The sequence below is a fragment of the Microcoleus sp. CAWBG58 genome (genome assembly GCF_020883045.1).
In the GTDB taxonomy this organism is placed as follows: domain Bacteria; phylum Cyanobacteriota; class Cyanobacteriia; order Cyanobacteriales; family Microcoleaceae; genus Microcoleus.
Map to the genome: position 1 here is coordinate 8,740 of NZ_JAHRFA010000075.1, position 25,152 is coordinate 33,891.

Here is a 25,152-nt window from a genome sequence, read left to right on the forward strand (position 1 = left end):
ATTATCCCTTCAATTCTTCCTTCGCGTTCTTAGCGTCTTCGCGGTTCGTTAAATAAATACTCTTAGGTTCGTAGTGAGGACTTCAGTCCTCTGAATTTATGAGGACTGAAGTCCTCACTACGAACCACAGATAACAAGCAAAATGCTTGTTCCACAAACAATATTAGCTCGCGCCCAAAACAAATTGTTCGATCGCAGCCGCCACACCATCTTCCTCCACATCCGGCGCCACCCAATTAGCAACAGCCTTCACCCCATCAGGAGCATTCCCCATCGCCACGCCCACACCCGCGTAGGAAATCATTTCTAGATCGTTAAAATTGTCGCCGATCGCCATCACATTCGCCGCCTGCAAACCCAAAATTTCCTCCGCCAAATACTGCACTGCATCTCCCTTATTCGCCGAAGGATGCGTCGCTTCAAAAAAAGTAGCAACGGATCGAGTTAAATAAAGCTCCGCAGGCGTGTAACGCTCGCGCATACTAATGAGCAACCCGTCGAGTACCTCCGGATTCTGGCACAAAGCCAAGACTTTCGTCGGTTCCCCCGGAATATCTCGCCGCAAATCTTTAATTACATTTGGTTCAATACCCGATCGTTCGGCATAAAGTCGGGTAGCTGTGGTAATTTCTGGTACATACAGTTTATCGTCAATGTAGAAATGGATCGACAGGAGCGATCGCAATTCCGGTACTTCAAAATGCTCTAACAATTGCAAAGCCCTTGGTATCGACAGCGGTAAGTGGCGCAGCCGCTTTTGACTCGCGACATCTTGAATCCACGCGCCCTGGTAGCAAATCAGCGGCAGAGTTGAGCCGATATGCGAGTGGAAACGCAAAGCAGACTGGTACATCCTGCCCGTAGCGACAGCTACTTTCACTCCCCGCGACTGGGCTGCCAAAATGGCCTGCTTGACCGGTTCTCGGATCTGATTTGACAAACCTGCGATCGTCCCGTCGATATCCACTACCAGTAGTTTAATGTCTGCGGTGCCAAAATTGCGATCGGTCGCAGTAGCTGGATTTGAGGCAGTTATATTCTGCATGATTGTTTTTAGATTTTACCTGTTGATTTGCACGTACCAGTTTATTTTGGCACTGGCCCGATAGCAAAATGCAACTTCTGATTTTTTGAATACTAGAATATAGATAATTGAGTAAACCCCAAAAAAGTATCAAGGATGAGCCTTTAGGGCCTGGTTTAACTAAGCTACATAATAGCAGCTAGTTTACTGCCGTAAAAACCGCCCTCGATCTACGATCTGTATTTTTACTTACTTAATAATACCATGTAAAAAACAACAACAGCAGCCAATATGTCAACCATTCTGTCATCATTCATTCCCACTTCTTCCATCTCAAATCTAAAATTTAAAATCTAAAATCCTCTAACCGTACTTTTCAAGCCAGCCCTCAAACAGCATGATTACCATTCCGGGATACCGCATTGACGGAGAACTTTATACAAACCCCCACACAGCCATTTATCGAGGGATGCAGCTTGAAGATCAAAAACCAGTTATCCTGAAAACTCTCACGCCGACCTACCCTACCCCAGGGCGAATAGCCCAACTCCTGCACGAAGCAGAAATCCTTAAAAATTTAAATTTGCCAGGAATAGTCAAACTTTACAAGCTCGAAAAATACAATCACTTTCCTGTTTTAATTTTAGAAGATTTTGGTGGCATTTCCCTAAAAGATTTTCTCAGCACCAACCAGCTAGATTTACAACAATTTCTCCAAATAGGCATAAAACTAGCAGAAACTCTCGGGCAACTTCACGAACACCACATCATTCACAAAGATATTAAACCCAGCAATATTATTGTCAATATAGAGACTGGGGATGTCAAAATTACTGATTTTGCGATCGCCTCCCTGCTACCGGGCGAAAACCCCGCCCTGGCCCACCCCAATTTACTCGAAGGAACCCTCGCCTATATCTCTCCCGAACAAACGGGACGCATGAATCGGGCGATCGACTACCGCACCGATTTTTATTCTTTAGGCGTCACATTTTATGAAATGCTCTGCGGCGAATTGCCTTTTAGTGCGATCGATCCGATGGAATTAGTGCACTGCCATATTGCTAAAACACCCATTTCTCCTGGCGAAAATAGAAAGCAGAAAGTCAAAAGCAGCATCAATCAAACAGAAAGCGACGAGATTCCTCTAGCCATTGACGATATCGTAATGAAGCTATTAGCAAAAACAGCCGAAGACAGGTATAAAAGTGCTTTCGGACTTTTGTATGACTTGGAAAATTGTCTCGCTCAACTGCAAACAAGCGGCGCAATTTCTCACATCACCCTCGGCGAGCAAGATCGGTCAACTCACCTACAAATTTCCCAAAAACTTTACGGACGAGAAGCGGAAGTTAATCTACTTCTCAATACGTTCGATCGCATGAAGCGAGGCTATACAGAAATCCTACTTATTTCCGGTTGTGCCGGTCTTGGCAAATCGTCGCTTGTCTATGAAATTTACCAACCCATACTCCGGGAGAATGGGTATTTTATAGACAGCAAATTTGAGGAATTCAAGCGCGATATTCCCTACGCTTTTTTGCTCCAAGCTTTTCAAGACTTGTTGCAGCAAATTCTCACAGAAACAGCCGCCAAAGTGCTAGTTTGGAAACAAGAAATTTTAAATGCTCTCGGTAACAACTGCCAAGTAATTATTGAAGTTATTCCAGAAGTAGAACTGATTGTCGGGTCGCAGCCTTCTGTGCCAGATTTAGGATCGAATGAATCTCAAAATCGCTTTAATTTAGTATTTCAAAAATTCATCCGCATCTTTACTCAAAAAGCACACCCGCTGGTGATTTTTCTCGATGACTTGCAGTGGATTGATTCAGCCTCGCTCAAGTTGATCCAACTGCTAGCAACTGACATGGCCAGCCAATACTTATTAATAATCGGAGCCTATAGAGAATCAGAAGTAGATGCAAATCATCCCGTAATGCTAGCCGCAGAAACAATTAGGAAAGCAGGCGGGAATGTAAGTACGATCGCCCTTTTGCCTTTAGATATTAACAGCGTCAATCAACTCGTCGCGGATACTCTGAGCTGCGCCCCAGAAAAATCGCTACCTTTGGGACAATTACTGTTTCACAAAACCGGAGGAAATCCATTTTTTATAATCCAGTTGCTGAAGTCTCTTTACTCGCAAAAAATGCTACAATTTAAAATTGTAGCCTCTAAAAATTCCGTCGATCGAGCCGAACCTCACTTGTCTGACTTTGCCGAACAAATCCCAGAACAAGCTGTGAAAAAATGCAAAATCACAGGCGAGTGGCAGTGGGACATTGAGCAAATACAAGAAATAGGAATAACTGACAATGTTGTGGAATTAATGATAGACAACATTCAGAAACTTTCAGGCAATACGCAGGAACTGCTAAAATTAGCCGCTTGTATAGGTAACAAATTTGATTTAGCAATTCTCTCCCAAATCAGCGAACAACCTCTCACTTCCGCAGCAACAGACCTCTGGGAGGCACTTCAGTCCGGTCTGATTTTGCCCGTGAATAACGCTTACAAAATTCCGATCGCACTAGCAGCAAGCACAGGGCTGACAGACCAAATATCTAGAGACTTTACAGATGAATTGTCCCTACCAGTTGCTGATGCTGGTAGCGCAACTTATAAATTTTTGCACGAGCGAGTTCAGCAAGCAGCTTACGCTTTAATATCGGAATCTCAGAAACAAGAAATTCATCTCAAAATCGGCAGATTCTTGCTGCAAAACGCGCATCCAGAGCAATTAGAAAACCATATTTTCGATTTAGTCAACCAACTAAATGCAGCCCAACCAATCATCAGCAGTAAATTAGAAAAACTTCATTTATGTAAATTAAATTTAATGGCGGGCCGCAAAGCAAAAGCCAGTGCAGCTTACGAACTCGCTGTCAAATATTTGGCCGCAGGTATTGCATTGCTTCCCATGCAAAGTTGGCAAACCGACTACGACTTGACTCTTGCACTCTACGAGTCAGCAGCAGAAGCAGCTTACCTCAATACCGATTTTGAACAAATGGAAAAATGGGCAAAAATTGTCTTGCAATACGCCCAAAATGAACTAGACAAAGTCAAAGTTTTTGAAATCCGAATCACAGCTTGTGCGATGCAAACCAAACTGCAAGAAGCGGTAACAATTGGTCGGGAATCACTCACAATGTTAGGAATAAACTTTCCAAAATCGCCAACTCCCCTCCACATTCAGCAAGCACTTACCAAAACCTCAGCTTATTTAACAGGAAAAAAGATAGAAGATTTAATTGACTTGCCTATGATGACCGAGCCGCGTAAATTAGCAACTATGCGCGTGCTTTCCAGTATGTTGTCGGCCACCTCGATTGTTGAACCCATACTGTTGCCGTTGATTGTCTGCGAGCAAGTTAATTTATCTATAAACTACGGAAATTCTGCTTTTTCTGCCTTCGGTTATGCTAATTACGGAGCAATTTTAAAAGGAATAGTTAGAGACATTGAATCGGGCGAGCGATTTGGTCAATTAGCATTAAATTTGATCGCTCGGCTAAATGCTTTAGAATTCAAAAGCAAGACTCTTAATTTAGTTGCCTTCATTTTGATGCACGGCAAACATCACGTTAAAGATACTTTACCTCTGTTAGAAGAAGCCTATCAAAGCGCGCTCGAAAATGGTGATTTAGAATCGGTTGGATATTCTGCCGTAAATATTTGTCAGTCCTTGTATTTTATTGGTCAAGAATTGCCGCAACTGGAACGAAAAATGGTAAATTACAACCATTTGCTATTTCAACTAAAGCAAGAAACGGTATTGACTTGGAATCAAATATATTGGCAAACAGTTTTGCAATTGATGGGTAAAATGGAAAGCCCCGACATTTTATTACGTGAAGCTTACAGCGAAAAAACATTATTGCCGCTGCTGTTGAAAGTTAACGATCGAGTGGGAATTCAAACTTTTTACTTACAGAAATTAATATTAGCCTATTTATTTGGCAATGTCGAGCTGGCGCTAGAAAATGCAGCGCAAGCCGAAGTTTATTTAGACGGAGTTGTGGGGTTTATTAATGTTCCTGAATACCATTTTTACGATTCTCTCGCCCGACTCGCAGCATATCCATCGGCAACAAAAGAGGTACAAGAAGAGCATCTTTTTTACGCAAACACCAACCTAAAAAAAATGCAAAAAAAAGCACTTTCTGCGCCGATGAACCTCCAGCACAAATGTGACTTGATTGCCGCTGAAAAAGCTCGAATATTGGGAGATATTGTGAGAGCAATGGAATATTACGACTCCGCCATTGCCGGAGCGCAAACAAACGGATACATACAGGTACAAGCACTAGCAGCAGAATTGGCAGGAGCATTTTATTTATCGATTGGACGAGAAAAAATTGCGAAAACTTACTTGACAGAAGCGCGTTATTGCTATCAGCGCTGGGGAGCTAAAGCGAAAGTAGCGCATTTAGAATCAAAATACTCGCAGTTGCTGACTTCACCCTCAATTTCAACTAATATCGAAACTCACAAATCTACGAGTAGCGCTTGCACTACGAGCGACGGTGCAGGCGTACTAGACTTGACAACAGCAGTAAAAGCATCGCAAACCTTAGCGGGCGAAATAGTTCTAGACAAACTGCTGGCAAAACTGATGAAAATTGTTATTGAAAATGCCGGGGGACAAAAAGGCTTTTTAATACTAGAAAAATCTGGTCAATGGGTGATTGAAGCATCAGGCTCTGTGGATGTCGAGCGGGTTAATGTAATGCAATCAATTCCGATAGATTTTGTAGGTGAAGATCGAGAAGTAACTTTGCTGGCAGTTTCTGTTGTCAACTACGTCGCCCGTACCCAGGAAAGTATAGTTTTAAATGATGCCACCCGCGAAGGACAATTTACTCGCGCACCTTATATAATTGCGGTTCAACCTAAATCAATTCTTTGCACTCCCTTAATCCATCAAGGCAAACTCAGTGGCATTTTATATTTAGAAAACAATCTGACTACAGGCGCTTTTACGCCAGACAGGTTGGAACTATTAAAACTGCTGTCTTCTCAAGTTTCTATCTCGATTGAAAACGCCCAACTTTACATGAACTTGCAGCAATTCAATCAGAATCTTGAAAACTTAGTTCAGCAGCGTACCTGCGAATTGTCCCAAACTTTAGAAGACTTAAAATCGGCTCAAAATAAACTGGTAGAAGCGGAAAAAATGGCTGCCCTCGGAGGGTTGGTTGCAGGTGTCGCCCACGAAATAAATACTCCCATCGGCGTAGGTATCACTGCCGCCTCGCTACTGGCTGAAAAAGTCACAAAATTTTTGGATCTTTACAGCAAGGGTCAAATTAAACGATCGGAGCTAGAAAAATTCCTGGATACGGCGCTGCAAAGCAGTAATATGATCTTATCCAACCTCACGCGGGCGGCAGACTTGATTCACAGTTTTAAAGAAGTGGCTGTAGATCAGTCGAGCGAATTAAAACGCACGTTTAACGTGAAAAACTATCTAGAGGAGATTTTGACATCCTTAAGCGCCAAACTCAGAAGAACTAAGCACAAAGTAGAGATTAAGTGCGATGAAAATATTGTACTGGACAGTTACCCCGGTGTGTTCTCTCAAATTGTGACAAATCTGGTGTTGAATTCCCTAATTCACGCTTACGATGCAGAAAATGGGGGGATTCTGGCATTTGATTTGAAACTAGAGGGCGATCGGCTAATATTTGAATATGCCGATAACGGCAAAGGAATTACCCCAGAAAATCTCAGTAAAATTTTTGAACCATTTTTTACGACAAAAAGAGGTCAGGGCGGCACAGGATTGGGACTGCACATTATTTACAACCTTGTCACGCAAAAACTAAAAGGCAGAATTCGCTGCGAAAGTCAAGTAGAAAAAGGCACAAAATTTATGATAGAATTTCCGGCTATAAGAAGAAATTAGTTATTATACTGTCAGTTTTAATATAATTCTATTTAGGAGAACGATAAATGTCAGAAGCTAGTAAAAATGTGTTGGCTGCGGGCGATGACGAATTAATAGTGGCAGGCGACGATGAATTAATCTTTGCCGACGAAGACGAGACGGAAGACAAGCCGATCGCAGGAACGTGGAAAATATTGATTGTAGACGATGAAATAGAAATTCATAATATTACAAAACTCGCTTTAAATGAATTTATATTTGAAAACAAAGCGATCGCATTTATCAGCGCTTACTCAGGTAAAGAAGCCAAAGAAATAATCGAAGCCCATCCAGACATAGCCTTGATTTTACTCGATGTAGTCATGGAAACAGAAGAGGCAGGCTTGGAAGTAGTAAAATACATCCGCGATATTTTAGAGAATCAAGTAGTACGGATTATTTTGCGTACCGGACAGCCGGGACAAGTGCCAGAAGATGTAGTAATTGTCAGCTACGATATTAATGATTACAAAACAAAAACAGAACTAACAAACAAAAAGTTATTTACCACGGTAGTGACAGCACTCAGAGCATTTCGCGCCCTGACTCAAATCGAGGCCAGCAAAAGTGAACTAGAAAAAATAGCAGCAGCGTCAGCGCGCTTTGTACCCAGAGAATTTTTGAAATTTCTCCAAAGAGAAAGCATAGTTGATGCCAGATTGGGAGACTCTGTACAGGCAGAAATGACGATTATGTTTGCTGATATTCGTTCATTTACAAGTTTGTCAGAGAGTATGTCTCCCCGAGAAAATTTTGAATTTCTCAACTCTTACTTAAGCCGAGTTGGCCCAGTTATCCGCCAGTACAACGGTTTTATAGATAAATATATTGGTGACGGAATTATGGCTTTATTTCCTAACTGTGCTGAAGATGCTGTGCAAGCAGCAATAGAGATGCAGCAGCAAGTTAAAATTTATAACAAACACAGACAAAATTGTGGATACAAACCTATTTCTATAGGGATTGGCTTGCATACTGGAACTTTAATGTTGGGTACTATTGGCGAGGCGGAACGGATGGAAAGTACGGTGATTTCTGATGCTGTAAATTTAGCTTCTAGGGTGGAAGGATTGACAAAGCTTTACGGAGTTGGTATTGTTGCTAGCGTTCAGACTTTGTGCCGGATTGACGACCCCCAACATTATAAGTGCCGATTTCTCGATCGCGTTCAAGTAAAAGGAAAGCAAGCGCCGGTGGCTGTGTTTGAGATTTATGACGGCGACTCGGATATGATGATCGAACTAAAAGGAAAAACCCAAACTGATTTTGAACAGGGAATTTTTTTTCACTACCAGCAGCAATTCGCGCAAGCGAGGCAAATGTTTATGCGTGTCTTGCAAGTGAACAAGTATGATAAGGCTGCATTGTTTTATGCAGAACGCTGCGATATGTTGATGAAGAATGCACTGATTATGACTTTGGAAGGGATAGAGATATAGGGAAGGGGGAATGGGGAATGGGGCATTGGGCATTGGGCAATTAAATAACAAATAACGGCTGACTAATAACTAATGACTACCGACTAATGACTACTGACTACTGACTAATGACTACTGACTTATTTATGCGCTTAAAATCTCTTGATGTTTTTCGCGGAATTGCGATCGCCTCGATGATTCTAGTGAACAACCCCGGCAGTTGGAAACAGGTGTATCCGCCGCTAGATCACGCGGAATGGCACGGCTGCACCCCGACAGACTTAGTATTTCCGTTTTTCCTGTTTATCGTTGGCTGTGCGATGTCTTTCTCGCTGTCAAAATATACTGAAACTACTACAAAAATAGAAACAAATATTTATTGGCGAATTGTGTGGCGGGCGGCGATTTTATTTGTATTAGGATTGCTGCTAAATACATCTTCGATCGCCCTTGACGTACTTTTGAACGGCGCCCCGATCGCAAATTTCGGTAAAATCCGCATCATGGGAGTTTTGCAGCGGATTGGCTTAGCGTATGCAATTAGTGCGATCGCGATTCTGAACCTTTCCCCCCGCAATCAAAAACTGCTTGCTGTTGCGGTGCTTTTAGGCTATTGGGGCGCATTATTCGTATTTGCTGTAGGGGGGTACACTGAATACGCACTGACGCCGGAGGGATATGTAGGTGGATATATCGATCGGCTAATTCTCGGCAGCCAACACCTGTACAAAGGTGGCCCCTTCGATCCAGAAGGATTGTTGAGCACATTACCAGCCAGCGTGACAGTGCTGATCGGCTATTTTACAGGGGAATGGTTGCGCGTGCAGCCAATCAAAACCCGGACGAGTTTAAATTTAGTAATTAGTGGATTATGTTGCTTAGTAATTGGTCATTTATGGGGATTTTCATTTCCGATCAACAAACAACTTTGGACGAGTTCCTATGTAGTTTTTACCGCAGGTTGGGCGTTGCTATTGCTAGCAGCTTGCTACGAAACAATTGAAGTTAGAAGTTGGAAATGGGGGCGGCCGTTTGAAATCATGGGATTGAATGCGATTTTCCTATTTGTTGCTTCTGGGATTGTCGCCAGAATTCTGTTAAAAACCCGTATCGGTAGTGGCGAAACTGCTCCAACAACTTACACTTGGATTTATGAAAACTGGTTTGTGCCTTGGGCTGGGCCGTTGAATGGTTCTCTGGCTTTTGCAGTGACGGCGGTATTGTGTTGGTGGTTGATTTTGTATGGAATGTACCGTCGAGGTTGGATGATAAAAATTTGAGCATTCAGCAATAAGTTAGCCTGCCTAAAAAAACACAATAACCAGATACTCCAGATACCGGATTGCTTGAAGAAGTCGGGTATCTAAGAGCTAGTCGGTCTTGACATCCACAGCCTTTGGCGGTTAACGTTGAAAAAAGTGTTTCTATGTTGGAAGGGAGAGAGCAATGAACGACTTCTTTGATAACTCGATCTGTCGGCAGACATTTGATACGGAAGCTCTGATGAATTCTCACCCACCCAAATTTTACCATGCTAATAAGAAGATAGTTTATGACATTTGTTGTCCGCCCGGATGCACTCATCGCGGTCAATTAGCTTTTTCCCGATGGTATGCAATGCCACTTCCAGAATATTTTTCTCCTCTCGAACATCAGACCGATCTTTCTGAGCGAAAGGGATATTTTGAGTACGAGCCATCCCAAGATAGCACTCAGATGGAGTGGTATCTGAATTTCGCTCATCACGATCTTTTTTGTGCTTATGGTGATTCGCTATTTGCCCAAGATGAAATGCAGGTAGCCGAACATCCAGCACTCAGTTCGCTGCGAGAAGCTTTACTAGATTCTAACATTAAGCCATTGACAGTGGAGAGCGAACAACCTACACCGATTCTGATTCGTGGAGTTGAACGGAGGTGTGCAATTTCTACCGATCGCAATCCAGAACAAGGGCGACCTGTTGGTCTTTACGGCAACAATTTTGGACGAGCTACATCAGAGGCTATCGAACAAGCGACAAAACCTCTAAACCCGCCTACAATCACCAACATTATTGCGATGGAAGCTCCTGCCTATGGCGAGGGTTCTTATAGCATTGCAGAAATTGAATACATCCTGAAAACAGCGTTCACCGGATTTTCAGCAGCACGAATCGAATCGCAGTTAGAGTCACCTCAAGCACCGACTTTGATTATTCATACAGGGTTTTGGGGATGCGGAGCTTATGGTGGCAATCGCGTTCTAATGGCTCTTTTACAACTCTTGTCCGCTCGCCTCAGTCAAGTGAATAGTCTGGTATTTCATACGAGTGATGCTACGGGCAATCAAGCTCTGGCAACTGCTCGACAAATAGTCGATCGAGATTTAGTACCCGATGATTCACCGGTTAAAGTTTCAGATTTGATACAAAAGATTTATGAGATGGAATTCCAGTGGGGATGGAGCGATGGAAATTAAGAAGTTATTCGCGACACCTGTTTAGGTTGAAATAGAAAGCAGGAGGATATATTATGCCGACTAACGCTCGAGAAATCTATCTTCAAGTTGTCCGCACTTGGCCACTAACGGAGCAACTACACTTAGCAAATCTAATCCTCAACAACTTATCACAGGGAAATGTTTCTGTCGTCGAACCAAGCGATACCTCGACTGAAGAAGATTGTCTCGATGTAACAACTCAACAGATTCAAAGTGAAGCAGTCCTAGCAGAGGTGAATACTTATCAGGCTTTGGAGAACATTCAACAACAGCTTCGTCAAGAAATTTGCGATCGCCCACAAGCTGAAACCAATTTGAAACCAACCCTTGCAGCCTTGCAGCAGATACAAGTGCAACTAATTAAAAATGAAAAAATGTCCGCTTTAGGAAAGCTATCAGCAGGTGTTGCTCACGAAATTAATAATCCGATCGGCGTTCTCATGGGCCACATCAACTACGTTAAAGAGTATTTTCAATACTTAATCGCACATCTAGCCCTCTATCAGCAACACTATCCCAACCCAGCAGCACCCATTCAAGAGAATGCCGAAGATATTGACCTAGAATTTTTAATCGAAGACTTGCCCAAGTCGCTAAATTCAATGCAAATAGCGATCGATCGCATCAGGAACATCAGCAATTCAATTCGTACCTTTAGTCGGCATGACTCCACGAAAGTTTTTTGTAACATTCATGATAACATTAACAGTATTCTCTTAATCCTGAAATGTCGCCTCAAAGCTAACCAAAACCGTCCTGAGATTGAAATCATCAAAAATTATGGCGATTTACCAAAAATCGAGTGTTTCTCCGGTCAATTAAGCCAAGTATTTATGAATATTCTGGTAAACGCGATCGATATGTTTGACGAAATGGCACAAACTCGGTCTTCTGCCGAAATTAAAGCTCATCCTCAACAAATTTCGATTCGTACAGAAATCCTCTCAGACCAGGTTAAAATCAGCATTAGAGATAATGGCTTAGGTATGAGTGAAGATGTGAAAGCTAAAATATTAGTAGATTGTTTATTTTTTTACCCAAAAACAGTTGGTAAAAGCCCAGGATTGGGACTGAAGATCGCCCATCAAATTGTGGTAGAAAAACACGGAGGTGCGATCGAAGTAAATTCAACACTGGGACAAGGAACAGAATTTATAATTATTTTGCCAGTTGGTGGGTCGTAGAAGTCTGGATTTTGTAGTAAACCTCAGATTTAGTAGGGTGCGTCGCCACAAATAATCTGCAAGTTCCATTGAATATCTCACAGCGACGCACCCTACAGAATAGATAATGTAGGGAACGATCGCACTTATTCTTAAATCTGAGTTAGATCGATACCCAATTCTTGCAGTTTAGCAGCCATGCGATCGCGCTGTTGCTGGATTTCATCGCGCTGTTGCTGAATTTCATCGCGCTGTTGCTGAATTTCATCGCGCTGTTGCTGGATTTCATCCCGCTGTTGCTGAATTTCATCCCGCTGTTCGATTAACTCGACATAAGACAAAAACCGCTGTCCGTCGGGACGAATTATCTCTAATTCTGGTTCTGCAAATACGAACCGGACTCCTAAACGCGGACTAACCCAACCATCCAAGGATTCAATTACCGTTAATCCTGTGTCCGCTCTTTGCCATCCAGTCAGATCGTTATTATCTGGATCGTAGAGATAATATTCTTCCACACCAAAGCGGTTGTAAAACTGCAACTTCAGCGCCATTTCCGATAGCGTATTTCCCGGCGACAAAATCTCAAAAACTACCTGCGGCGCGATATTATCTTCCAGCCATTGCTGGTAAGAACCGCGATATCCTTTAGGTCTGCCAAATACCACCATAGCATCGGGTGCGCGCTTCGTTTTATTGTCACCTTGGACGGGATACCACAATAAATCTCCGGCTACGAATACAGTTGGATTGTCTTTAAATAATGCTTCGCACCCTTCTTTGAGTTTGACAATCCAACCAAATTGAAGCGTATTATCTGACATGGGCTGTCCGTCGCTGTCTGGATACAGAACTTTTTCTGGTTGTTGAGTTGGCGGTAACTTAGTTTGTAATTGAGAAGTCATTTCATTTCTACCAGAAACTTCCACACCTAATTATAACCGACGAGAATGCCTCAACTGGTTTCAGCTTCAAGCTTTTAGGCTTCAGGGTCGATCGCCCGCCAGCGCACCCTAACTATAAATGAGCCCAAATCGCTAAAATAAAAAAAAGATACGTAATAGGCAGGCCCGTTCAATGATCCCAACAGTTATAGAACAATCCGGTCGCGGCGAACGCGCCTTTGACATTTACTCGCGACTCCTGCGCGATCGCATCGTCTTCTTGGGCCAACAGGTTGACTCCGACTTAGCCAACCTGATCGTAGCCCAATTGCTATTTTTAGACGCTGAAGACCCGGAGAAAGATATTTACCTCTATATCAACTCCCCCGGCGGATCGGTAACGGCAGGTATGGGCATTTTTGACACGATGAACCACATCCGCCCCGATATTTGCACTATTTGTCTTGGTTTGGCCGCCAGCATGGGCGCTTTTCTGCTGAGTGCGGGCGCTAAAGGCAAGCGCATGAGTCTGCCTCACTCCCGGATTATGATCCACCAACCTCTGGGCGGAGCTCAAGGACAAGCTACTGATATTGAAATTCAGGCGAAAGAGATTTTGTACCACAAACAACGCCTGAATCAATTTTTGGCAGATCATACCGGTCAGCCGCTTTCCCGCATTGAAGAAGATACCGAACGCGATTTCTTTATGTCGGCTGAAGAAGCAAAGGATTATGGTTTGGTCGATCAAGTGATCGATCGCCGTCCTTCTGCTAGCCGCCCGATCGCTGCTGTGGTGTAAATTAAAAATCAAAAATCAACAATGGGGAAATCTTCTTCATTGTTGATTTTTGATTTTTACTGTCGGCTTAATTCCTTTTCATTAAATAGGTTTGTAGTGAGGACTTTAGTCCTCAGACAGCAGGATTTAAGTCTTCAATACGAAACTATTTTGGGAGCATCTCAGTTTGGCTTTTATAGTGCTGTCCCGGCTCGCGAGTTGTAGAATACGCAAGCGGGGACAGCACTATAATAAAAAAAATTGTTTTTGCAAAACTGAGATGCTCCCCCTATTTGAAACTTTTTTACGGTAACTTCTTTGATAGTGAAGACTTTACTCCTAAGAAGGACTGAAGTCCTCACTACAAACCTGAAAGAAGGACTGAAGTCCTCACTACAAACCTGAAAGAAGGACTGAAGTCCTCACTACAAACCTGTGATTTTTAGGGTAGAGATTCGAGATATTGCAGGAAGTCGAACAATTGTTCTCTATTTAAGAAGTGTCGCGCTTCTTTGCCGTAACCTTGTTTGAGATAATCTTTTCCTTGGTTGGCTGTCCATCCCAATCTCTTGATTTCTTCGGTGGTTCTGCTGTAGATTTCCAGATATTCTAAGAAGTCTGCCAACTGTTCGCTCGAAAGTTCTCTCTGCGATGACTTGCCATAATTTTGTTCGAGACAGTCGGTTTCCTGTTTTTTTGTCCATCGCAGCCGTTTGAGGATGGCATCTATTTGGGCGATCGTATCAGAATCATCTTCGATCGCATCGCTGGGAGTTCCTACGGCGATCGGTTGCAATTCCCGGACTTCGGCCGCACCCTGCGACAGTTCGCTTTGGCTAGTATTTGGCACTTCCAATTCTGGAAGCGGTTCGCCGTAGCTGGAAGACAGCCAAGCGTCCGAGTCTAACTGCTTTGGTACAAATCCCACTGCCGGAGGTAAATCAACTGTTGGCGGCAAAGGTTCCGCTACAGGTGCGATCGACTCTGCATTTAATTTGGGTTCGGCATTGACAAAATTGCTTTGATGCGGTATGTCAACTTTGTCTGGAACAGGCATTTCTAAAACCGGCAGCGGAGCAAGGGCTGGCGGAACGGGAACGGGAACGGGAACAACCGGAGCCGGAGCCGGAACGGGAACAACAGCAACCGGAGCCGGAACGGGAACAGCAGCAACCGGAGCCGGAACGGGAACAGCAGCAACCGAAGCCGGAGCCGGAACGGGAACGGGAACAGCAGCAACCGGAGTCGGAGCAGCAGCAAATGCGAGGACAGCAATTGCTCGCGATCGGGCGCGGTCTTCAGCATCCTCAACAGACTCAGCAGCGGACATACCAGTAGCGAGAGTTTTGCCGTCAACCTGAACCAGACAGCGAACCACAAACTTACCGTGATGAATAGTCAGCAACTCACAGATCAACTGTCCAGCGGGATAAAGGGCGCGAAATTCAGCAAACATAATTTTTTGACCCCGAAACCAGAAGGGGCTGATGACTTAAGTTTAGTACAACCCAGAGAAAACATTTTTCTGAAAGCACATATTCAACATACAATAAATGTAAGGTGAATCATCCGCGCAACCTTTCACGCGACTAAACCCTATCCCACATCCGGCGGTTTAAGCTAACAAGCACCGGGCGTCATTTCTACCTATAGGACATGACACAGCAACTAGGCAAAAGTAGTAAAAGTCTCCGGTTTTGTGTACCTTGCACTTTCTACAGCACAGATTGCTCCCTACCCTGAATTGCACCTCCGTCCGCAAGGGCAGAACGCTTGCAAAAACAGGGGTATCGCAGCGGCGAGCTACTAGCAATTTTGCCTTGAGACGGTAAAATCTTTGGCTTTAGCACAAGGCAAGAGGCACTTCAAAAAGCAGAAGAAAGCAGGAAAAAGGCAGAAGGAAAAAGGCAGGAGGCCCAAATGCAAATTTTCTCCCTCTGCATCTCTCCATCTCCCGATCCAGGACTCAACCCGTCGCTTTCAGCATCGAGTCATCTTTTAAGAACCGACAGGGGCTTTCTACTTCGCGAAGAGCTCGGCGCTGCAAGCCAAAAGCAAAGGAACCAACGCTAAAAAATTGTATTGGGGAATAGGGTATGGGGTATTTGTCTGCACCATCATCTGTCATTTGCAGACAGACAGCAGACAATTAGCGACTGCTGGTGTGGGGAAATAATCTGAAAAAATCCCCGCGCACGGGTAGCACGGACTGTGCTGGTATCTCCACCTACTAACCCGCGCATTTGTTGGGAAGCAGGCACAGCGAGGGCAAGAAAGGGTGCGGCTGATTTCGCCAAAATTAGACTAATTGCTGGAAACAAGAGGATCGATCGCTACATGGAATTTTCTATCGCTGCACTGCTGGCAAATTTTACAGAAGACAAATTAGTGGCTCCCAAAGCACTAGAAAAAAAACTCGACTGCAATGATGAAACCAGTCAACTCAAACTTCAAATTGCATTAGAAGCTCTAGAGAAAATTGGTATATTAGTCAAAGACAAAGGCCGCTATCGTCGAGTAGCTGAAGATGACGTAGTAGAAGCAAAACTGCGCTGTTCGAGCAAAGGATTTTGCTTTGCAATTCAAGATGCTGAAGGTTCAGAAGACGTTTACGTGCGGGAAAGTCACCTCTCGACAGCTTGGAATGGCGATCGAGTTTTAGTCAAAATTATCAAAGAAGGTAGCCGCCGCCGATCGCCCGAAGGCGAAGTCATGCTGATCCTCGAACGCGCCAACCCCTCGGTACTGGCGCGAGTCAAGCAAACCGCCACCCCCACCGGCCGCGTCAGCTACAGAGCAATTCCCCTGGACGATCGCCTGCTGTTTGAACTAGACTTGCTCGCCAACGGTACAAATCTCCAAGAGGCGATCGACCATTTAGTACACGTCGAAGTCAAACGCTATCCCCTAGGAACCCACCGCCCAGTCGGCAAAGTAGTACAGGTACTCGGTTCCGACGCCGAAGCCGCCGACGACCTCGACATTGTATGCTGCAAGCACGACTTGCCGCGCTCCTTCCCCGCAGCCGTCATCAAAGCAGCCGAAAATTTGCCCAGCAAAGTCAAAAAAACTGACATCAAAAAACGGCTAGATTTGCGGAACATCTTGACTGTTACCTTCAGCAGAAATGAACCGATAGAAACCAACGGCGAAAATGATGCCCCGAAAACTCAGCAGGAAAGTTTCTCAGACGACGCAACCGAAAACGAGTTTGACCCCACTTCATTCCTCTCGGATCCGCCAATAGAACACGCATTGTCGATCGAAAGTCTGAAGTCCGGCGGCTGGCAAGTTGGAATCCACGTCACCGACGCCGCCGAGTACGTACAGCCGGAAACCCCCCTAGACCGCGAAGCCCGCAAACGAGGCACAGCAGCCCATTTGGGAGAAAAAATCATTGCCGTACTGCCAGAACTCCTCAGCGATCGCTGCTCCCTGCTGCTAGACACCGAACGGCTGGCATTCAGCATCATGCTCACCCTAGACGAATCAGGAGAACTCCTAGAATACGAAATTCAAACCAGCGTCATTCACATTGACTACCAGCTAACCTACGAGCAAGCTCAAGCAATTGTCGAACCAGGCTCCGATGCCGAAGATCGCGCTTTATCCTCCGCCCTCCGTCCTTTCCTAGCTCAAATCTCCGCAGCCTCACAGGCTGCCAGACACGCGAGGCTCAAGCGGGGAGCTTTTGAACTAAATTTGCCAGACGCTAACTCTCACTTCGACGATGAAGGCGAATTAGGAGCTTTTGCAACGGCTCCCGCCGCCCAGTCGGCTGTCTCCGAGTTGGTCGTACTCGCCAACGAAGCTGTCGCCACCCACCTGCAAGCCTTGGGAGTGCCAGCAATCTACCGCGTCCAACCGATGCCAGATCCGGCAGACATTCAAGAGTTCATCAAACTCTCCAACAACCTCGGAGGCGAACTGTATCTCGAAAACGAGGAAGAAGTTCTGCCCTTTGACTTCCAGCGATTTACCCAACAGTTTGCCGGCCTCAAGTCCGAAAGAGTTCTCACCTACCTGCTCGAAGACACGATGAAGCCCGCTGTTTACAGCACAACTCCCAAGCCGCACTTCGGTTTGGCGCTGTCAGGTGGCTACACGCGCTGCACTTCGCCACTTTCCCGCTACGCCGATTTACTGGTGCTGCGGGTGTTGCACGCTGTGTTAGAGCAAGGGCGAAGCAGCCGTACAACTCGCGCTAAGGAAAAAGTTAACCTGCACCATTCCTCCTGTCACGGTCAAATTACTTGGAATGTCCTGCCGCCAGACTTGCATCACGAGTTTGAGACAGAGTTTGCAGCGGCGGTGGTACACCTGACGGAACGCGAAAGGGTTGCTGAGGATGCCGAAAGCGATTTGCAGGGATTGAAGAAAACCGGATTGATGAAAGAGCGCACCGGTCAAACTTTCCAGGGTTTGATTACAGGGGTGCAGTCTTACGGTTTCTTTGTGGAAATTGAGGTGCGGCCGCCAGAAAGCGAACTTTTGCGAGTTGAAGGGTTGGTGCACGTTTCTTCGCTGAAGGATGATTGGTATGAATATCGATCGCGCCAGCAAACTCTAGTTGGCCGCAAAAACCGCAATCAGTACCGTTTGGGCGATCGGGTAGAAGTTCAAGTCAAGAGCGTTGACTACTACCGCCAGCAAATTGATTTAGTTGCTGTTGGCGGCGGCAGCCAAGCTTTTGATGATGAGGAATAGTCAGTTGACAGTTGACAGTTGACAGTTGACAGTTGGCAGTTGGCAGTTGGCAGTTGGCAGTTGACAGTTGACAGTTGACAGTTGGCAGTTGGCAGTTGGCAGTTGACTGTTAACTTGCCTCAATATTTAGTTGTGATTGTCTACCAACTAAGTATTTAGATATGGGCTACAAACTATATTAACCAATCATCAACAAACAACTAACAACAAACAACAAACAACTAACTAATGACAACTAACAAATAACAAATAACAAATAACAAATAACAAATAACAACTAACAACTAACTAATGACAACTAACTACCCGCTGATTGTAGGAGTGACTGGAGCATCGGGACTGATTTACGCCGTGCGAACATTAAAATATCTCTTGGAAGCCGATCGAGCCGTCGAACTGGTAGCATCAAAATCTACCTACATGGTTTGGCAAAGCGAACAGAACATCCGAATGCCCGCAGAACCGACTCTGCAAGAAGAATTCTGGCGAGAACAAGCAGGAGTACCCAATTCTGGCAAACTCCGGTGTCATCCCTGGCAAGATGTTGGTGCTAATATTGCTAGCGGATCGTTTCGCACCCAAGGGATGATGATTATTCCCTGTAGCATGAGTACACTAGGCAAATTGGCGGCTGGCTTGAGCTCGGATTTACTCGAAAGAGCGGCCGACGTTCAGCTCAAGGAAGGGCGTAAATTGGTACTTGTACCTAGAGAAACCCCTTTTAGTTTGATTCACCTGCGGAATTTGACGACCTTAGCAGAAGCTGGAGCTAGAATTGTGCCAGCGATTCCCGCTTGGTATCACAATCCCCAAACAATTGAAGATTTAGTAGACTTTGTGGTGGCTCGTGCTTTGGATCAGTTGGGGATTGATTGCGTTCCTCTCAAACGCTGGAAGGAAGAAGACTTCATAGTTGACAGTTGACAGTTGACAGTTGACAGTTGACAGTTGACAGTTGACAGTTGACAGTTGGCAGTTGACAGTTGATAGTTGGCAGTTGGCAGTTGGCAGTTGGCAGTTGGCAATAACCAATAACCAATAACCAATAACCAATAACCAATAACCAATAACCAATAACCAATAACTAATAACCAATAACCAATAACCAATAACCAATAACCAATAAAAATTTGATATGCGTCCTGTATTATTGCTAGTGATTGTGGTAGGGCTAACTATTTTTGCCTTACAAAATGTGGAGCCGGCATTATCGCTGGTATTTTTGGGAATTCGATCGCCCGCTTTACCCTTATCTATCTGGATTTTGCTCAGCATGGGGACGGGAGTTGTCACGTCTTTATTGATTTCTGCTTTGCTTTCCTTTTCAAATTACCTATCTCAAACACGCGATCGCAGCGGCCGCGACATTCGCAGCCGTGAGGCTGTCTCACCAGACAGGAGAACAGCTTACGCGCCACCTCCTCCTCCCAGAAAACAGGAGATTGACCCCGATTTTGAGACGGAAAATAGCCAAACTTCCGATCGAACTGAGTACGGGACACCGGCAGGCTACACTCCGCAGACTTTCCAACAAGAAACTCCAAACCCTGCTGTTGCCAAGAATTACGATCGACCGACAATTATTCAAGCCGCAGATGATGAAGATGATTGGGTTTCAAATAGCTCAAAATCGGTCTCTGGCGGCAGCGATGATGATTGGGGGGACGATCGAGATTTTGCCGATCGACCGCAGGCAAATGACGTTCCAGCAGCAAATCCGAGGGCTTACGAATCGAAGCAGGAACCAAAAAGCAAGTCTTGGGCTGGCTCAGTATACTCCTATGGCTATCGAGATCCCAGCAAGTCGGGGGTGGGACAAACAGAGTCTGTCTACGATGCAGAGTATCGGGTGCTGGTTCCCCCGCAAGATCCCATACCTTCACCGGGTGGCGCCCAAGTCCCCCAAAATCCTAGTGCAGGCACAGAGGATGATTGGGGATTGGATGAGGATGATGTCTTTGATGAGGACGACTCACGTCCCAGCGACGGCCCGATTAACCTGAATCCCCAGTAACAGTTCAGGGGTAGCGGACTTTCAGCGGGATAGACTTAACGCCGCTCTCGGCGATCGCTGCCATCCGATCGCAAAACCCGCGCCAACCAGATTCATTGATCAGCCCAATACAGCCGGCAGTACCCGGTACGTTGGCGTCAAAATGAATGCCAAGCTCCGCACGGACGCCCTTGTCGGAAATTACCGGATCCGGCGTAATGTGAAAGAAAAACCCTTCGATTCCCCTAGTTTCGAGCCAGTAAGGATCTGTCGGGATCTCGTAATCGCCTTCAGGTATCGGCCCTTTACCCCTCGCCCATTCGTCGCCGGGCCGCTGCCAATCAGCACAGCCGGAAGTAGCTAGGTAGTCGATCGGCTTTCCGTCCGGATAAATCAGTTGAAGGTTGCCGTACAAAAGTTCAGAGGCAACTATTAAACCCATCGTAAAAATTAATTGCATCTCCGCACAATCTCCTTTTTGATTTCATCAAGTGCCGATTCATTCCTGTTTATCTCTCCGGCAATTTCTTCGATCATCTCCGGAGTCTGCGCGCATTTTTTCCTAGCGCGAAGATTTGAAATGTCTTTGGTCAGCCAAGGGATAACCTCCAAAAGCGACTGGACTTCTGCACCTGGGTTGGCTAACAATGCTTCTGCTACTGCTACTGACATTATTGCAACCTCCTGACTTCCGAAATGGCGGCCCGCCAATTTTCAAGACTATCAAGCCGCTTGCCGAAAAACTCAACATCCCGCCGGATTTCAGTTCGCTCCTCTGCCGATTTAACAGCCTCGTCCTGCATTTCGCGCAGGTACTTAACAACAGTTCCCAATACCCCGAGAACTATAGCCAATACTGCTAAATCTATTTTGAGCAACGTTGAAGTTAAGTTCATAATTTGCTGTACAAAATAATCAGTCCTATTTTTTCCGGTACATGGAACCCCAATACCAGCAACTAAGCGAACAAAATCACGTGATTTTAGTAACAGACTCAGAAGCGAGTATTCAGACCCGCAGCGACAAAACTTACACAACTCACGACTTTATGGAAATGATTGCAGGCTTCCTGAAAAGTTACTTATTTGGGAATAGTTTTGACCTGTGGACAAAAAGTGGCGTGCACTGCAACTTACTTAAGGTTGGCTCGCCTGGATGGACTCAGGGAAAAATTCGGGTCAGGTTTGTCCTAGAGTTTGCCCCAGACGAGCCTAATAACGAAACTTAAGCCTCAACTAAGCGGCTGGAGTTTCGGGTGTCACTTCAGCTTCAGGCGCGATGTCAAGAACTTCTGAAGACATCCGGCTGGCGATATCGTTTAAGGAAGCAATTGCTTCGTTGAGCGATTCCTGGGTTTCGCCAGAGCCACCGGATTGTTCGTCAATCTTTTTGATAGCCTGAAAAGCCACATTGAAAGCTGCGACAACTGCTTGACAAAATGCTTTGTTCATGGTCATTTACCTCTCGTTGAATGAGTGATTTTGAGCGTGTTAAAAATTGGGGCCAATTAAATTCTCCAATTGGCTCGTAATCTCTAATATCTGCTCGGTTGGTTGATTTGCTTGCTCTCCCGCAACCTCGACCCGAATGTAGTAACGTGGTTCCTGGATTACTGCCCTGTAAAAGCGGTAATACCGCCTTATTTGCACTTTGAAAACAGCCAGGCCCAAGTCTACGTCATCAGGTAAGACAGGCAAAGCAAGCAAGATTTTGTTTGTTGATGGATAAACAATTGTGGCTTGTTCTTCGACGGGCAAACCCCCGTCTATCTGCCAGACTCTGCGAACGAGTAACCTTGATATGATTTCCGAAATCGATCCGTTAGATACGTATGTCAGCCCGACTAAGTTTTGTCTGTCTGCGGCGCTTTCGCTGGTTTCTTGCCAAACGTTTGGCACAGGTTCGACAGTACCTAAATCTACCCAAGCCATTAGTAACTAAAGCTCCATCCGTTATTCGCCTGCACCGACAATCTTTACGGGATAGCAAACATCTACCAATCAATTAGAAATTCTTCGATGTCTTTGAAATCGCTTTCATACCATTCCGATTCTTCGGGTGGCACGTACATATCGCCGTAGACATTTTGCTGGTGCTGTTCGTACTCCCCCCCAAGAATGTAATCTTGGAATTCAGAATTACTAACGCTCCTCAAAACTCCGCCCATGGCTGCATCTGGCACAAAACCAAAGCAGCCCTTCGCGTTTACTGCACTTTCCCAACCCGGAGGGATTTGACTCAATGTTGCATTGAATTGTTCATCCCCAGGGAGGATTAGTCGAAGGCAATTACTGGTGCTTTCGTTTGCGTCCATCCTGTTGGTAATGCTCCACTCGGATCGTAAAAAGTTGATAAAGTTTTAGAGCTATCCGAAGCCCCGCCTGTGCCCGTAACCCCAATAGTTACTGAGGCTTTAGGGGGTTTTGGAGCGTCTGCCCCGAAACAAAGCTCGTTAAAGTCTCCAGGCACAGCAAGCTTGATACCCAACTGCCCGATTACTGCTTCAGTTACGTTAGTAATCGTCACTTTCGGAAGTTGCCAAGCGTATTTAATGCCGTTGAAGGTAACGTAAACAGTTTGAATGAACGAATTAGGTCTTAAAGTTGCTGTATGCAACGGCGGTCTCGTTACCTTTTGCTTGCTGATTCTCCACCCAGCTACCTTAAGCGCCGTAATCGAACCAACAGCGCAAAACGAGGAAGTAAACCTCAGCCCAGTCCGCCGGCTTGCTCGCCTCGGTTTGGGAAAACTGCTAGCCAAAACAGTTCCTACAGGGGGAGCTGCTGGGGTAGCAATCGCCACCTGCCCTAATGTCGTTCTGTCGCCAGCGGGAATGTTTGTCCAGAAGGCGTAATTTACCCCGCCAGATTCAACGCCTGCGTCAGAAGTGGCAATTTTAATCGGTACGAAGACAAGGTCTTTCTTGTTGTATTTACTTTGAGAACCCATAGATTTTTAGGTAAATTTTAGTGTGGCTTCCTTAAGCCAGGTTGTTAGCAGTGATGTAAGTCAAAACTTCTTGAAAGTGGTTTTCGTCGAAGGATTTTGGGTAAGTCTGATCCCATGCCTGCTGAATCTTGCCACCAGCAATCGCGTAAGTAAACGCGTGCGCCCCCCCGGAATAAGCGTTGTAATCGTGAATAACTGGGGTCTCGTGGCTTGCCAAAATAAACCTAAAAGTAACCTCGGCTTTCTCTAGGCAGTCCAGCATCCTACCGTACTCATTCATCCCGCACGCCACGAGTTCGGCTCCCAATTCTTTGCACTTGTCGGCAAATGTTGAAAGTGTTTTGAGAGATTCAATTCTTGGCCCGACTTGCCAGTCTTCTCGCGGTTCGCCGATAAAAATCAGCACCAAGCATTTTTGGTCAAAATCACGAATTGAAATAGGCTCATTATTGATATCGACAGCAGGGATTTTGTTGCGGTAGTCGTTTCCCTCGCAAAGGTAAAATTCTGGAGCAACATCTCCTACTTTTAGCGTTTCTGGCATATCGGTAAACCTTAGTTGTCTTCGCTCAGGCTAATTCTTTTTCCCCAAGCCTGTCAACAGCCTAAAACCCTTACGCAGAGGTCATTTCAAATACAGGACTTTACGGACAACCCTAGGGTTGTTCCTTAGTACCTTAACTTAGGACAATGATTGTAAAGTTTTATTAAGCACATGAACTTGATAATTTACCCGATGCTGGGGACAACCAGCCAAAGAGCTATGGTTAGGGCAGCCTCTAGGTTTGGCAGGCCTTATGCCTATCGACCTAGGGGAACGCTGCTGAACCGGCTTTCAAAGGAAACTGGACTGTCCGTAGAGGAAGTCAATTCCCAAATTCAGCGGGAGCGTCGGTACCTTCTAAAAATTTATAAATAAGCTAGCCCAGCGGTTCCAAGTCTACCGGTTGACTTTCAGTCCACAAGTCCATTTCGATCCTCTGCTCGTCCCAGATGCGATCGGATAAATCGCTCCGCCCTTGCAAGTCGTCAGAGCGGCGCCGCCATACTAAAACGGCTTTCGACGGGTAAACGATATAAGGTTGCTGCCTGCGTCGGGCAGTTGGGTTTGTGTAGCTGGAGTCGCGGGCGCCGTTGGGAACTATTTCCGCAGTGGATAAAGCTAGCAGCTCTTCTATTTTGTTGAGTCCCTCGTTCTCTGTGCTGGCGTAGACCTGCATCTGGCGGCCGTTATTTAGTTGCGCCGTGACTAGCTTTTGTCCGCTGGTGTAGAGCTTGGCGGCTAGCTTAATCTTGTCCCAAGTCAATCCGCGTTTGGCGTCGGGAATTGTCACTTGCCGTTTGCGAGCTCGTTTTCCATCTGGCATTACCCAGGGTGGCTGCTGCTTTTCCTTAAACTCAATGATTAAATAGCGTTCTTGGAAGCTCGGTCGCATGTAGTCGTCAACAGGGGTACCGTTGATAAGAACCCCCACGTCCCGATTGCCGAGCATTTGGTGAGTCGCCAAAACATTAACAACAGTCGGCCTCATCACTGCTTCAGGGCCAGACAATACAATGCGCTCGTCCGGCACCGATCGATCTGGGGTAATTTCTATGGTGCGATCGACTCCAAGCACAGAATTGTTTGCAACTCTCTGCATCGCCAGCCAAGCATCTATGCCACCAGCAACCGCGTAACCGGCCTCGATGCAAGCCCAGGGGGAACGCATCTTATTGAAGACTGTTCGCCAGTCGTGAGTATATTTTGAGATAAATTCACCATGCTTAGAAGCTACAGAGACGCTTTATAATGAATTTTGTAAGAAAACAGTCATTGATTA

General features: G+C 45.5%; 25 protein-coding genes. 10 read left to right on the forward strand and 15 right to left on the reverse strand.

The window, feature by feature from the left end; translation table 11 throughout:
* Positions 1–163: 163 nt before the first annotated feature.
* Positions 164–1,045, reverse strand: coding sequence for a Cof-type HAD-IIB family hydrolase (locus QZ918_RS25840; protein ID WP_293340086.1), 882 nt, complete (start codon positions 1,043–1,045; stop codon positions 164–166).
* 376 nt (positions 1,046–1,421) lie between these two features.
* Between QZ918_RS25840 and QZ918_RS25845 the strand changes: the two genes are divergently transcribed.
* From QZ918_RS25845 to QZ918_RS25865, 5 genes are all read left to right on the forward strand, one after another.
* Positions 1,422–6,935 carry a trifunctional serine/threonine-protein kinase/ATP-binding protein/sensor histidine kinase gene (locus QZ918_RS25845; RefSeq protein WP_293340089.1) on the forward strand — a complete coding sequence of 1,838 codons (5,514 nt, stop codon included), beginning with the start codon at positions 1,422–1,424 and terminating at the stop codon, positions 6,933–6,935.
* A gap of 47 nt (positions 6,936–6,982) precedes the next feature.
* Positions 6,983–8,395 (forward strand): adenylate/guanylate cyclase domain-containing protein, encoded by a 1,413-nt coding sequence (locus tag QZ918_RS25850; protein WP_293149683.1) that lies wholly within the window; start codon positions 6,983–6,985, stop codon positions 8,393–8,395.
* Positions 8,396–8,520: 125 nt separating this feature from the next.
* On the forward strand, positions 8,521–9,654 hold the full coding sequence (locus QZ918_RS25855; RefSeq protein WP_293340146.1) for an acyltransferase family protein: 1,134 nt from the start codon (positions 8,521–8,523) through the stop codon (positions 9,652–9,654).
* A 166-nt stretch (positions 9,655–9,820) separates the two neighbouring features.
* Positions 9,821–10,831 (forward strand): poly(ADP-ribose) glycohydrolase, encoded by a 1,011-nt coding sequence (locus tag QZ918_RS25860; RefSeq protein ID WP_293340092.1) that lies wholly within the window; start codon positions 9,821–9,823, stop codon positions 10,829–10,831.
* A 53-nt stretch (positions 10,832–10,884) separates the two neighbouring features.
* Positions 10,885–12,036, forward strand: coding sequence for a sensor histidine kinase (locus QZ918_RS25865; RefSeq protein WP_293340095.1), 1,152 nt, complete (start codon positions 10,885–10,887; stop codon positions 12,034–12,036).
* A gap of 131 nt (positions 12,037–12,167) precedes the next feature.
* Here the strand turns inward: QZ918_RS25865 and QZ918_RS25870 are convergent, their stop codons facing one another.
* Positions 12,168–12,920, reverse strand: a complete 753-nt coding sequence (locus QZ918_RS25870) for a Uma2 family endonuclease (protein WP_293340098.1) — start codon at positions 12,918–12,920, stop codon at positions 12,168–12,170.
* A gap of 148 nt (positions 12,921–13,068) precedes the next feature.
* On the opposite strand from QZ918_RS25870, the gene clpP reads away from it, so the two are divergent.
* Positions 13,069–13,701 (forward strand): ATP-dependent Clp endopeptidase proteolytic subunit ClpP, encoded by a 633-nt coding sequence (gene clpP / locus QZ918_RS25875; RefSeq protein ID WP_293340149.1) that lies wholly within the window; start codon positions 13,069–13,071, stop codon positions 13,699–13,701.
* Between the two features lie 421 nt (positions 13,702–14,122).
* Here clpP and QZ918_RS25880 read toward each other — a convergent pair whose 3' ends face one another.
* Both QZ918_RS25880 and QZ918_RS25885 read right to left on the reverse strand, forming a co-directional pair.
* A complete protein-coding gene (locus tag QZ918_RS25880) occupies positions 14,123–15,136 on the reverse strand; it encodes a slr1353 family protein (RefSeq protein WP_293340101.1) in 1,014 nt (337 codons plus the stop codon).
* 510 nt (positions 15,137–15,646) lie between these two features.
* Positions 15,647–15,829, reverse strand: coding sequence for a hypothetical protein (locus tag QZ918_RS25885; protein WP_293340104.1), 183 nt, complete (start codon positions 15,827–15,829; stop codon positions 15,647–15,649).
* 188 nt (positions 15,830–16,017) lie between these two features.
* Between QZ918_RS25885 and QZ918_RS25890 the strand changes: the two genes are divergently transcribed.
* Positions 16,018–18,387 carry a ribonuclease R family protein gene (locus QZ918_RS25890; RefSeq protein WP_293340152.1) on the forward strand — a complete coding sequence of 790 codons (2,370 nt, stop codon included), beginning with the start codon at positions 16,018–16,020 and terminating at the stop codon, positions 18,385–18,387.
* On the opposite strand, the gene QZ918_RS25895 is transcribed toward QZ918_RS25890, so the two are convergent.
* On the reverse strand, positions 18,388–18,510 hold the full coding sequence (locus QZ918_RS25895; protein WP_293340107.1) for a hypothetical protein: 123 nt from the start codon (positions 18,508–18,510) through the stop codon (positions 18,388–18,390).
* A 168-nt stretch (positions 18,511–18,678) separates the two neighbouring features.
* On the opposite strand from QZ918_RS25895, the gene QZ918_RS25900 reads away from it, so the two are divergent.
* Positions 18,679–19,311 (forward strand): flavin prenyltransferase UbiX, encoded by a 633-nt coding sequence (locus QZ918_RS25900; protein WP_293340110.1) that lies wholly within the window; start codon positions 18,679–18,681, stop codon positions 19,309–19,311.
* Here QZ918_RS25900 and QZ918_RS33315 read toward each other — a convergent pair.
* Positions 19,295–19,426 (reverse strand): hypothetical protein, encoded by a 132-nt coding sequence (locus QZ918_RS33315; protein ID WP_527250443.1) that lies wholly within the window; start codon positions 19,424–19,426, stop codon positions 19,295–19,297. The genes QZ918_RS25900 and QZ918_RS33315 overlap by 17 nt on opposite strands.
* 96 nt (positions 19,427–19,522) lie before the next feature.
* Here QZ918_RS33315 and QZ918_RS25910 point away from each other — a divergent pair, with 96 nt between their 5' ends.
* On the forward strand, positions 19,523–20,401 hold the full coding sequence (locus tag QZ918_RS25910; RefSeq protein ID WP_293340113.1) for a LapA family protein: 879 nt from the start codon (positions 19,523–19,525) through the stop codon (positions 20,399–20,401).
* Between the two features lie 4 nt (positions 20,402–20,405).
* On the opposite strand, the gene QZ918_RS25915 is transcribed toward QZ918_RS25910, so the two are convergent.
* The 3 genes from QZ918_RS25915 to QZ918_RS25925 are packed head-to-tail and all read right to left on the reverse strand — an operon-like array spanning position 20,406 to position 21,276.
* Positions 20,406–20,840 (reverse strand): hypothetical protein, encoded by a 435-nt coding sequence (locus QZ918_RS25915; protein ID WP_293340116.1) that lies wholly within the window; start codon positions 20,838–20,840, stop codon positions 20,406–20,408.
* Positions 20,831–21,052 carry a hypothetical protein gene (locus QZ918_RS25920; RefSeq protein WP_293340119.1) on the reverse strand — a complete coding sequence of 74 codons (222 nt, stop codon included), beginning with the start codon at positions 21,050–21,052 and terminating at the stop codon, positions 20,831–20,833. Before QZ918_RS25920 ends, QZ918_RS25915 begins: the two co-directional genes overlap by 10 nt.
* On the reverse strand, positions 21,052–21,276 hold the full coding sequence (locus tag QZ918_RS25925; RefSeq protein ID WP_293340123.1) for a hypothetical protein: 225 nt from the start codon (positions 21,274–21,276) through the stop codon (positions 21,052–21,054). The genes QZ918_RS25920 and QZ918_RS25925 overlap by 1 nt, the downstream gene beginning before the upstream one ends.
* Positions 21,277–21,356: 80 nt before the next feature.
* On the opposite strand from QZ918_RS25925, the gene QZ918_RS25930 reads away from it, so the two are divergent.
* Positions 21,357–21,608: a KGK domain-containing protein gene (locus tag QZ918_RS25930; protein WP_293340126.1), complete on the forward strand. Its 252-nt coding sequence runs from the start codon at positions 21,357–21,359 to the stop codon at positions 21,606–21,608.
* A gap of 7 nt (positions 21,609–21,615) precedes the next feature.
* Here the strand turns inward: QZ918_RS25930 and QZ918_RS25935 are convergent, their stop codons facing one another.
* The 6 genes from QZ918_RS25935 to QZ918_RS25960 form a co-directional block, all read right to left on the reverse strand.
* Positions 21,616–21,831, reverse strand: a complete 216-nt coding sequence (locus tag QZ918_RS25935; RefSeq protein ID WP_293340129.1) for a hypothetical protein — start codon at positions 21,829–21,831, stop codon at positions 21,616–21,618.
* Positions 21,832–21,870: 39 nt separating this feature from the next.
* Entirely contained in the window at positions 21,871–22,311 is a 441-nt protein-coding gene (locus QZ918_RS25940; protein ID WP_293340132.1) for a hypothetical protein, read from the reverse strand.
* A 62-nt stretch (positions 22,312–22,373) separates the two neighbouring features.
* On the reverse strand, positions 22,374–22,622 hold the full coding sequence (locus QZ918_RS25945; protein WP_293340135.1) for a hypothetical protein: 249 nt from the start codon (positions 22,620–22,622) through the stop codon (positions 22,374–22,376).
* A gap of 32 nt (positions 22,623–22,654) precedes the next feature.
* On the reverse strand, positions 22,655–23,329 hold the full coding sequence (locus tag QZ918_RS25950) for a hypothetical protein (RefSeq protein WP_293340138.1): 675 nt from the start codon (positions 23,327–23,329) through the stop codon (positions 22,655–22,657).
* 31 nt (positions 23,330–23,360) lie between these two features.
* Positions 23,361–23,873: a hypothetical protein gene (locus QZ918_RS25955; RefSeq protein WP_293340141.1), complete on the reverse strand. Its 513-nt coding sequence runs from the start codon at positions 23,871–23,873 to the stop codon at positions 23,361–23,363.
* A 376-nt stretch (positions 23,874–24,249) separates the two neighbouring features.
* Positions 24,250–25,041, reverse strand: coding sequence for a hypothetical protein (locus QZ918_RS25960; RefSeq protein WP_293340144.1), 792 nt, complete (start codon positions 25,039–25,041; stop codon positions 24,250–24,252).
* Positions 25,042–25,152: the final 111 nt, after the last annotated feature.